This window comes from Asanoa sp. NPDC050611, from assembly GCF_040654855.1.
GTDB lineage: Bacteria > Actinomycetota > Actinomycetes > Mycobacteriales > Micromonosporaceae > Asanoa.
The window spans coordinates 1-10246 of the sequence record NZ_JBFAIU010000281.1 but is presented as its reverse complement, the minus strand read 5'-3'; the positions used below and the strand labels follow the sequence as shown (position 1 = coordinate 10246).

The window sequence follows — 10246 nt, the reverse complement described above, 5'->3', positions numbered from 1 at the left end:
CAGCACCGCCACCGGCCTGCTTGGCCGCCTCACCCGCGCCACCACCGGCCTCGCGCGCCGCGTCACCCGCACCGCCACCGGCCTGCTTGGCCGCCTCGCCCGCGCCGCCGCCGGCCTCCTTCGCCGCCTCGCCCGCGCCGGCGCCAACCTGGCCCGTCGCCTCGCCGGCGCCTTCGCCAACCGACTTCGTCGCCTCGCCGGCTCCGCCGCCGACCTCCTTGACCGCGCCGCCCGCGCCGCCGCCGACGTCCTTGACCGCTTCGCCCGTGCCGCCGCCGACGTCGCGTACCGCGTCACCGGCGCCGCCGCCGACGTCCTTCACCGCCTCGCCCGCGCCGCCGCCCACGTCGCGGACCGCGTCACCGGCGCCGCCGCCGACGTCCTTGACCGCTCCGCCCGCGCCGCCGCCGATCTCCTTGACCGCCTCGCCGGCGCCCCGGCCCGTGTCGGTCACCGCCGACTCCACGCCGCGGCCCGCGCCCTCGAGTGCCTGGCCCGCGCCCTGCACCAACGGCGTGATGATCTCCGGGTGGTTGTCGATCGTGCCGAGCACGCTGTCGATGATGTGTGCGACGTTCTCCAGCCGGACCTTCAGCTGCGCCTGCGCGCCCACACCTTGGATCAGCAGGTGCACCTGGTCGATCGAGGCGTCCACGCCCACGTTGAGCTTCAGCAGGCTCAACACCTCGGCGTTCAGCGAGACCCGGGCCCGCAGGTTGGCCACGTTGATCTCGATCTTGTCCACCTCGAGCTGAGGCACGTCGAGGAAGACGTCCTCCTGGCTGCTGATGGCCGCCTCGCGGTGCCCGTTGCCACGCCCGTTCTGCTCGTGGCCGTTGGGCGAGGGCGGACCTGCCCCATTTTCTGCCATGATTTCAGCATTTCAGGGTGACCCCCCGGCGTACCCCGTTCAGCCCAGCTAGGGACGGGTGATGCGGACGGGGCGCGCGAAGAACGACTCCAGCACCACGATCGTCTCGGTGCTCCCCACGCCGTGCAGCCGCCGCAGCACGTCCTGCAGCTCCACCGTGCCCGCAGTCCGGATCTTGAGTAACAACGACGCCGTCCCGGCGATCACGTGCGCTTCCTCGATCTCCTCGATCGCGGCCAGCGCCGCACGGGTGTCCGCGTCGCCGACCCAGCGCTCGCTGCGGACCAGCACGAACGCCAGCACCGGCGTGCCGACCGCGGTCGGGTCGACCTCGATCGTGGTGCGCCGGATGACCCCCCGTTCGCGCAGCTTGCGTACCCGCTCATGGGTCGCCGCCGTTGACAACCCGGCGGCCGCCGCCAGTGCCGAGTAGGGCTGCGCGGCGTCACGCTGCAGCTCGGCGAGCAGAATCGCATCCGCCTGGTCCATTCGGTTCCCGACTTTCATCCGGCCTTCTCTTCAAACACCGAACAGGATACGGTACGGGCATGCTGACGCCATACGACGTTCGACGCGAGGTCGATCAGGTCCCGGCCCGCTTCGAGTCCCTCGACGAGCGGTTCGGCCGCACGGACGGCGACGCGTTCCTGGAGCGGCTGTTCGCCAACGGCCGCTGGACCGAGGGGCCGGCCTACTTCCCCGCCGGGCGCTACCTGGTGTTCAGCGACATCCCCAACGACCGCCTGCTGCGCTGGGACGAGACGACGGGCGCGGTCGGTGCGCTGCGGCAGCCGGCGGGCTACACCAACGGGCACACCGTCGACCGCGCGGGCCGGCTGATCAGCTGCGAGCAGGGCAACCGCCGGGTCACCCGCACCGAGCCCGACGGCACGATCACCGTGCTCGCCGAGCGGTGCCGCAACAAGCGCTTCAACAGCCCCAACGACGTGGTCGAGCGGGCCGACGGCACGGTCTGGTTCACCGACCCGAGCTACGGCATCACCAGCGACTACGAGGGCAACCAGGCCGAGCCCGAACAGGACGGTTGCCACGTCTACCGGGTCGACCCGGGCAGCGGCGAGGTGCGGACGGTCGCCGAGGACTTCGAGCGTCCCAACGGGCTGGCGTTCAGCGCCGACGAGCAGACGCTCTACATCGCCGACACGCGGCGCAAGCACATCCGCAGGTTCAGCGTCGCCGAGAGCACCAACCTGCAAGGCGGCGACGTCTTCGCCACCTGCGACAACGGCTCCTTCGACGGGCTGCGGGTCGACGCCAAGGGCCGGGTCTGGGCCGCCGCGCACGACGGCCTGCACTGCTTCTCCCCCGAGGGCGACCTGCTCGGCAAGCTGCTCGTGCCGGAGATCGTCAGCAACCTGACGTTCGGCGGCCCGCGGCTCAACCACCTGTTCATCACCGCGACCACGTCGGTCTACACGCTGCGGGTCAACTTCAACGGCGCGCGCTACCCCAGATAGCCGCGGGCCACCGGCGCCAGCAGCAGATAGGCCGCGGCCAGGCCGACCAGGCCCATCGCGGGCGCGATCAGCCAGCGCTCGACCGGGCCGCCGGCCCGGAACCGCATGAACCGCGGCGTGCCCACCGTGCGCCAGGTGCAGCCGCGCAGCCGGACCGGCCAGAACAGCGGGCTGCCCCAGTGGGTGAGCGAGTCGCCGAGCGAGTGGGCGAGCGTGCCCCAACCGGCTGCGAGCCCGACCCACCACCAGCTCGCGCCGGGCTCGGCGACCTCGCGCACGGCGATCGCGAACACCACGGCGGCGATCACGGACCCGAGCGCCGCGGTGTATTTGCGTGCCCGCTTGCCGCGCACCTGGCCCGGAATGAGCGCGTCGACGATCTCGGCGCGCGTGTTGGGCCGCAGCGCGGTGTGGGTCGCCAGCCAGACGGCGAAGCCGATGATGAAGATGCTCACCGAGACGCCCCAGAGCCGGCCGGCCAGTGCGGCCGCGGCGGTGATGCCGAGCGCGAACGGCACGGTGTGCGTGACCAGCCGGTGGCCGCCCTGACCGGGGCGGCGGTCGCAGTGGTCGCAGGTGGCCTTGCCGAACGCGGCGGCCGCGTCCGAGACGCCACGGGAGATCAGGCGCGTGATCGGGCCGAGCGTACGCGAGACGGTCGAGCTTGGATGGTCGATGTCCGGCAGGAGCGCGAACCCCGACGCCACCACGGCGCCGGCCACCACCGACACCGGCGCGACCGAATGTCCGGATGCGACGACCCCGGCGCAGCCACCCAACCAACCGACCGCTCCGGAGAGCGCGTGCGACTTGCCCATCATGGACCCCAGTATCAGCGGGCGCCGCCAGCCGACCCCGCCGCGACACACGTGAGAATGCCTCAGCCGCGTCCGGCCGCCCGCAACAGGTCGAGGGCGCCGCGGGCGGTGACCTCGTGCAGCTCGGCCACCGACTCCACCGAGGTCGCGGCCGCGTGTGGCGTCAGGATCGTGTCCGGCCGGCCGGCGAGCGGGTCGCCGGGCCGCGGCGGCTCGACCTCCCGCACGTCCAGCGCGGCGACCGCGACCCGGCCGCTGTCCAGCGCGGCGAGCAGGGCCGCCTCGTCGACGAGAGCGCCGCGCGACACGTTGACCAGGATCACGCCCGGTCTGGTCAGGGCGAGCCGCCGGGCGTCGATCAGGTGCCGGGTCCCCGGGGTCGCGGGGGCGCACAGCACGACGACGTCCGCGGTGGCGAGCAGCTCGTCCAGCTCGAGCAGCGGGGTCGGCGCGACCTGCGCCGCGCGCAGGAACGGGTCGTGCCCGACCGGCTCCAGCCCGATCCCCCGGGCCTTCGCGGCGACGAGGCGGCCGATCCGTCCCATGCCGACGATCCCCACGACGCGCCCGCGCAGCCGTCGCACCGGCGCGGTGACCGCGTCGCTGCCCGTCCAGCCCGCCCGGTCCAGCATCGGGATCCGCCGCCACGCGGCGAGCAGCAGCGCGATCGCGTGGTCGCTGACCTCCTCGGTGCAGTAGCCGGCAGCCGTCCGCAGCGGAATCCCGCGCTCGTGCAGGCTCGGGTCGACGTAGTCGGCGCCCGTGCTCGACGTCTGGACGCCGACGCACCGGGTCAGCGACGCCACCGCCCCGGCCGTGAACGGTCGCCGGCCGGTGACCACGACGACGTCGGCGCCGACGATCGCCGCCCGGGCATCGGCCTCGGAGGCCGGCACGAACAGCTCGGCGCCGCCCGCCGCCAGCAGCGCCCGCTCCTCGAGGTAGGTGAAGTGCGGCAACGGGTCGTAGACGACCACCCACGGCGTCATCTCACCCTCCGAGGTGCGTGAGCGGGCTGACGAACGGCGGCAGCTCGTCCTGCCGGTGACACGCGACGCCGTGGACCAGTTCCGGCCGCAGCGCGGCGCAGAGCGGCCGGGCGTGCGGGCAGCGCGTGCGGAAGGCGCACCCCGAGGGCGGGTCCAACGGGTCCGGCAGGTCGCCGGTCGCCAGCGGCCGGGTCCGCGCGCGCTCGGCCGCGACGTCGGGCACAGGAGCGGCCGAGAGCAGGGCCTGGGTGTACGGGTGCCGCGGCAGCGCGAACATCTCCTCCACGGCGCCCTGCTCGACGATCCGGCCCAGATACATCACGGCCACCCGGTCGGCCAGGTGCCGCACCACCGCGAGGTCGTGCGCGATGAACAGCATGGCGAGCCCCAACCGCTCCCGCAGGTCGAGCAGCAGCTGCAGGATCTGCGCCTGGATCGACACGTCCAGCGCGCTCACCGGCTCGTCGCAGACCAGCAGCTCCGGGTCGAGCACGAGGGCCCGCGCGATGCCGACCCGCTGCCGCTGCCCACCGCTGAGTGCGGCCGGGTACCGGTCCAGGAACCGGCTGCCGAGACCGACCAGGTCGAGGGTCTCCGCCACCTTCTCGCGGCGCGCCGCCGGGCTGCCGATCCCGTGCACCTTCAGCGGCCGTTCGACGATCTGCCGGACCGTACGCCGTGGGTCCAACGAGGACTGCGGGTCCTGGAACACCATCTGCAGCCGGCGCCGGGCCTGCCGCAGCGCCGTGCCGCGCAGCGTGCCCAGGTCGTCGCCGGCGAACCGCACCTCGCCGCCGGCCAGCGGCTCCAGCCGGAGCACGGCGCGGCCGAGCGAGCTCTTGCCGCAGCCGCTCTCACCGACCAGGGCGAGGATCTCGCCGCGCCCCACGGTGAGGTCGACCGAGTTGACGGCGGTGACGATGCCCGCGCGGGTCCGGTACGCCACCGTGGCCGCGCGCACGTCCAGCAGGTCGGTCATCCGGCACCTCCCAGGGCCAGCTCGGCGTGCCGCCAGCAGGCGACCAGCCGGCCACCGGCCGCGTCCAGCAACGGCGGGTCGGCGTCGCGGCAGCGGTCGACGACGTGCCCGCAGCGCGGCGCGAACGCACAACCGGCCGGCAGCGCGGTCGGGTCCGGCGGGGTGCCCGGGATCGCGGCGAACCGGACGCGGCTGGGTGCGTCGAGGCGCGGGACCGAGGCGAGCAGGCCGCGGCCGTACGGGTGCTTCGGCGCCCCGATCAGTTCCACCGCGGTGCCGCTCTCGACGACCCGGCCCGCGTACATGATGGCGACCCGGTCGGCCAGCCCCGCCACGACGCCGACGTCATGGCTGATCACCATCAGGCTGGTGCCGAGGTCGTCCCGGAGCCGGCGGAGCAGGTCCAGGATCTGCGCCTGCATGGTGACGTCGAGCGCGGTGGTCGGCTCGTCCGCGATGATCAGGCGCGGGTCGCAGCTGATCGCCATCGCGATCACCACCCGCTGCCGCATGCCGCCGCTGAACTGGTGCGGATAGTCCCGCAGCCGGCGCGCGGCCTGTGGGATGCCGACGAGGTCGAGCAGCTCGGCCGCGCGCACGGTGGCCGCCCGCCGGCGCAGGCCGAGATGGCGCTGCAGCCCCTCCTCGATCTGGCGGCCGACCGTCAGCACCGGGTTGAGCGCGGTCAGCGGGTCCTGGTAGACCATCGCGACCGCGCGACCGCGCAGCTCGTTGAGCTGCCTGCGCGGGCAGCGCAACAGGTCGACGCCCGCGAACTCGATCCGGCCACCGGTCACCGTGGCCTCCTCGGGGAGCAGCCCGAGCACCGAGAGGGCGGTGACGCTCTTGCCGGAGCCGCTCTCGCCGACCACCGCGAGCGTCTCCCCCGCGGCCACCTCGAGGCTCACGCCGCGCGCGGCCCGTACGCCGCCGGGAAACTCCACGGACAGGTCGGTGATGCGCAGCAGGGAGCTCATCGGCCCAGCCCTTTCCGGTCGAAGACCTGGCCGTAGAGGTTGACCGCCACCACGAACGACACCAGTGCCAGGCCCGGGAACAGGCTCGACCACCACGCCTCCGGTGTCTGCACCGCGGTGGACACCATGGCGCCCCACTCCGGGGTCGGCGGCTGCACGCCGAGGCCGAGGAAGCTCAGCGTCGCGCCGGCCAGCGTCGCGGTGCCCAGGTCGAGCACGGCGACGAGGGTGACCACGGGTGCCGCGTTCGGCAGCACGGTCTGCCACAGCACCTGGGCCGGGGACGCGCCGGTGGCCCGGTCGGCCAGCACGAACTCGCGCCGGCGCAGCGTGAGCACCTGGCCACGGGCGAGCCGGGCGTAGCGCGGCCACATCACCGCGGCGATCGCGATGACCGCGCTGCTGACGCTCGGGCCGAGGGCGGCCGCGATGGCCAGCGCGAGCACCAGCGCCGGCAGCGCGAACAGCAGGTCGGCCACGCGCATCACGGCCTCGTCGAGCCAGCCGCGGACGAACCCGGCCAGCGCGCCGAGCGGCACGCCGACCAGGGTCGCCAGCAGCACGATCGAGACGCCGATCGGCAGCGTGGCGCGGCCGCCTTGCAGCACCCGGCTGAACACGTCGCGACCGAGCTGGTCCGTGCCGAACAGGTGGGCGAGGCTGGGCCCCTGCAGGCGGTCGGCGGTCTGCTGGGCCAGTGGGTCGGCACTGAGCACCGTCGCCAGAACGGCGAGCAGGACCCAGAGGGCGATGATCGACAGCCCGGCCCACTGGCCCGGCGTGGTCGGGCGGAACAGCCGCAGGCCCGGCGCGGACTCGACCGGGCGCGTCATGACGCCTCCACCCGCGGGTCGGCGACCCCGTACAGGATGTCGACCAGCAGGTTCACCAGCACGTACGCGACGCCGATCACGAGCGTGCCGGCCATCACCGCCGGGAAGTCCAACTTGGTGGCCGCGTTGTACATGTAGCGCCCGACGCCCGGCCAGCCGGTGATGGTCTCCACCGTGATCGCGCCGGCGAACAGCTCGCCGAAGGTCAGGCCGACGAGGCTCAGCGTCGGGATCAGCGCGAACCGGAACGCGTGCCGGCCGACGATCACCCGGCCCGCCAGGCCCTTCCCGCGGGCGGTGCGCACGAAGTCGCCCCGCAGCGCGTCGACCATCGTGGAGCGCACCACCCGCGCGAAGAACGCGCCGTGGATGATCCCGAGAACCACGGCCGGCAGCACGAGGTGGTGCAGCACGTCGAGGGCGACCGCGGGACGGCCGGCGAGCAGGGCGTCGATCGTCATCAGCCCGGTGACCGTCGGCGGCGGGTCGAGGAACGGATCCAGCCGGCCCGGGCCGGCGACCCAGCCGAGCCGCAGGTAGAGGACCTGCAGGGCGACGAGGGCCAGCACGAACGGTGGCAGCGAGACGCCGAGCAGGGTGGCGCCGCCCGTGAGCCGGTCGAACAGCGACGAGCGGCGGGCCGCGGCGAGGATGCCCAGCGGGATGCCGACGAGCAGCGAGATCAGCAGCGCGGCGATGGCCAGCTCGAGCGTCGCCGGGAACGCGTCGGCGAGCTCGGCCGCCACGGGCCGGCTGGTGGAGATCGACGTGCCGAGGTCGCCGTGCAGCAGCCGGTCCAGGTAGATCCAGTACTGCTCCCAGATCGGGCGGTCGAGGCCGTACTTCGCGTTGAACGCGTCGACCGCCTGCTGGTTGTCGGCGCCGTTGTTGCCGAGGAAGGCGACGGCCGGGTCCGCCGGCAGGAACCGGCTGATCAGGAACATCAGCAGGGTCATGCCGAGCAGCAGGAAGGGCAGCGTGACCAGCCGGCGGACGATCGACCGGCGGCGGCCACCCCGGCGCCTGCGGCGGAGCGGGGGCCGGGTCCCGGCGACCTCCTCCTCCGGCGGCGCCGGGGTGACCACCTGGTCAGGCACGGGACAGCACCGTGACGTCCAGCAGCGTGACCTGGTTGGTGGCCTGGTCGAAACCCTTGATCCGGGCGTCGGCGGCGAACTTGTACGGCACCGACGCCAGGCCCACCCACGGCCCGTCGGTGTTCATCCCGGCGGCCACGTCGTGCCAGAGCTGGACCCGCTGGGTCTCGTCGGTCTGGGTCAGCGCCTGCTTGGCGGCCGCGGTGTACTTCGCACCGTCCCACCCCGCGTTCGCGCTCGTCCAACCCATCCGCAGCGCACGGGCTCCGTCGGGCAGGTACGGCACGATGTGCGACGGGTCCGGGAAGGCCGGGCCGTCGATCGTGAGGACCATCTTGCACTTGGCGGCCCGGTACTTGGTCAGGAAGGCCGAGTTCTCCTGTCCGTCGATCTTGACCTTGATGCCGATGTTCTGCAGGTCCGCCTGCACCTTCTGGGCGAGATCGAGCGCGGAGGGCTGGTGGTCGGTCGACGTGGTGGTGCACAGCTCGGTCTCGAACCCGCCGCCGACCCCGGCGCCGGCCATCAGCGCCTTCGCGCCCTCGAGGTCCTGCTTCGGCGCCTCCTCCTCGGCGACCCCGCCGGGGATGAACGGCGGGATCATCGCGTACCACTGCTGCAGCCCCTCGGCGAGCTGCCCGATGCCCTGGTAGTCCAGTGCCTTGTGGATGGCGGCCTGGACCTGCTGCTTGGCGAGGTTGGGGTCGTTCTTCGCGTCGCGGGTCATGCCGAGCAGGTACCAGGTGAGCCCGGGCGAGCCGGCGACCTGCAGCTTGGTCTCCGACCCGAGCGGCTGCAGCAGGCTGTTGCCGAGCGCCTGGGTCAGGTCGATCTCGCCGCGCTTGAGGGCCGCGAGCTGGGCGTCGGGCGTCGGCACGTCCTGCAGGATGATCTTTTCGAAGTACGCCGTCGGCCGCCACGCGGCCGCGTTCTTCACCATGACGAGGCGGGAACCGGCGTCCCACGACTCGATCTTGTAGGGCCCGGAGCCCGCGCTGTTGGCGGACAGCCAGTTGGTCGCGGTGTCCGTCTTGGCCGCGTCGGTCGCGTCGGTCGCGCCGTGCGCGGTCGCGGTCTCCTTGTCGAGCACGGAGAAGTGCCCGTCGACGAACTGGCGCAGGAACGAGACGTCCGGGCTCTTCAGCGTGACGACGACGGTGGCCGGGTCCGGCGCGGCGACGGTGTCGATCGGTCCGGCCAGGTAGGACGGTGGGCCGGCCAGGTTCTTCAGGCGTGTGAAGCTCCACCGCACGTCCTCGGCGGTGACGGTGCGCCCGGTGGCGAACTTGGCCGCGGGGTCGAGCGTGAAGGTGAACGTCTTCGCGTCGGGCGAGACGGTCCATTCCTTGGCGAGGTCGGGCACGACCTTCGCGTAGTCGGTGCCGGCGTAGGCGACGAGCGTGTCGTAGGCGGCCCGGTTCACCACGCGGTCGAGGCCGACGGCGCCGACGTGCGGGTCCCACGGGCCCTGCGACTTGAGGTTGACGCCGTAGACGAGGGTCTTGGACCGGGCGTCGCCGGCGGTGCCGGACCTGGTGTCGCTGCCGCAGCCGGCGGCGGCCAGGACGACGGTGGCGATGGCGAGGAGGGGTATCACACGGCGCATTGCTGCCCCCAAGGCGAGCGAGAGGAACAGAGAGCAAGACCGAGTCGAATGGAACTGCGTTTCACGTTGTGACCCGGGATCATTCGCCGCGCGGCGATGCTCTGTCAAGAGCCGGTTCTACACCGTCCACATAGGCAAGAGAACAGGTCGGCATCGATCCGGCCGAGCTGTTGACATGGAACGATGTCGTGCCTAGCTTCCGAATGAAACGTCGTTCCATCCGGGAGTGGCCGTGATCAGAACCCGCGCGGCCGTCCTCGAGGAGAGCGGCCGGACAACGCCGTACGCGCGCAGCCGCCCGTTGACCGTCGACGATCTGGACCTGTGCCCACCCGGTGCCGGCGAGGTGCTCGTGCGCGTCGCCGCGGCCGGGCTCTGCCATTCCGACCTGTCGGTCGTCGACGGCTCCCGGCCCCGACCCCTGCCGATGGTGCTCGGGCACGAGGCCGCCGGCGTCGTGGTCGAGGTCGGCCCGGGCGTACGCGACCTGGCCGTCGACGACCACGTGGTGTTCGCGTTCGTGCCCGCCTGCGGCGGCTGCCAGCCCTGCCAGTCCGGCCGGCCGGCGCTCTGCGAGCCGGGTGCCGCGGCCAACACC

11 protein-coding genes are annotated in these 10246 nt (G+C 73.1%); 2 read left to right on the top strand and 9 right to left on the bottom strand.

Annotated features, from left to right (window positions below):
- Both AB0H87_RS31410 and AB0H87_RS31405 read right to left on the bottom strand, forming a co-directional pair.
- A partial coding sequence (locus AB0H87_RS31410; RefSeq protein WP_360153751.1) for a hypothetical protein occupies positions 1-871 on the bottom strand: 871 nt, incomplete at its 3' end.
- A 48-nt stretch (positions 872-919) separates the two neighbouring features.
- Positions 920-1360 (bottom strand): Lrp/AsnC family transcriptional regulator, encoded by a 441-nt coding sequence (locus tag AB0H87_RS31405; RefSeq protein ID WP_360153748.1) that lies wholly within the window; start codon positions 1358-1360, stop codon positions 920-922.
- Positions 1361-1419: 59 nt separating this feature from the next.
- Between AB0H87_RS31405 and AB0H87_RS31400 the strand changes: the two genes are divergently transcribed.
- Positions 1420-2349, top strand: a complete 930-nt coding sequence (locus AB0H87_RS31400) for an SMP-30/gluconolactonase/LRE family protein (RefSeq protein WP_360153745.1) — start codon at positions 1420-1422, stop codon at positions 2347-2349.
- Here AB0H87_RS31400 and AB0H87_RS31395 read toward each other — a convergent pair.
- Genes AB0H87_RS31395 through AB0H87_RS31365 form a run of 7 tightly spaced genes read right to left on the bottom strand, consistent with a single transcriptional unit; the run spans position 2337 to position 9648 of the window.
- Positions 2337-3170 carry a metal-dependent hydrolase gene (locus AB0H87_RS31395; protein WP_360153742.1) on the bottom strand — a complete coding sequence of 278 codons (834 nt, stop codon included), beginning with the start codon at positions 3168-3170 and terminating at the stop codon, positions 2337-2339. The genes AB0H87_RS31400 and AB0H87_RS31395 overlap by 13 nt on opposite strands.
- A 59-nt stretch (positions 3171-3229) precedes the next feature.
- The gene (locus AB0H87_RS31390) at positions 3230-4156 is read right to left on the bottom strand and encodes an NAD(P)-dependent oxidoreductase (RefSeq protein WP_360153739.1); all 927 of its coding nucleotides are present in this window, start codon (positions 4154-4156) and stop codon (positions 3230-3232) included.
- 1 nt (position 4157) lies between these two features.
- Complete coding sequence (locus AB0H87_RS31385) at positions 4158-5135, bottom strand: oligopeptide/dipeptide ABC transporter ATP-binding protein (RefSeq protein WP_360153736.1); 978 nt, start codon at positions 5133-5135, stop codon at positions 4158-4160.
- A complete protein-coding gene (locus AB0H87_RS31380; RefSeq protein ID WP_360153733.1) occupies positions 5132-6112 on the bottom strand; it encodes an ABC transporter ATP-binding protein in 981 nt (326 codons plus the stop codon). The genes AB0H87_RS31385 and AB0H87_RS31380 overlap by 4 nt, the downstream gene beginning before the upstream one ends.
- The gene (locus AB0H87_RS31375; protein ID WP_360153730.1) at positions 6109-6945 is read right to left on the bottom strand and encodes an ABC transporter permease; all 837 of its coding nucleotides are present in this window, start codon (positions 6943-6945) and stop codon (positions 6109-6111) included. Before AB0H87_RS31375 ends, AB0H87_RS31380 begins: the two co-directional genes overlap by 4 nt.
- Positions 6942-8042: an ABC transporter permease gene (locus AB0H87_RS31370; RefSeq protein ID WP_360153727.1), complete on the bottom strand. Its 1101-nt coding sequence runs from the start codon at positions 8040-8042 to the stop codon at positions 6942-6944. The genes AB0H87_RS31375 and AB0H87_RS31370 overlap by 4 nt, the downstream gene beginning before the upstream one ends.
- Positions 8035-9648: an ABC transporter substrate-binding protein gene (locus AB0H87_RS31365; RefSeq protein WP_360153724.1), complete on the bottom strand. Its 1614-nt coding sequence runs from the start codon at positions 9646-9648 to the stop codon at positions 8035-8037. Before AB0H87_RS31365 ends, AB0H87_RS31370 begins: the two co-directional genes overlap by 8 nt.
- Positions 9649-9949: 301 nt before the next feature.
- Here AB0H87_RS31365 and AB0H87_RS31360 point away from each other — a divergent pair.
- On the top strand, positions 9950-10246 hold a 297-nt coding region (locus AB0H87_RS31360), incomplete at its 3' end, for an alcohol dehydrogenase catalytic domain-containing protein (RefSeq protein ID WP_360153754.1).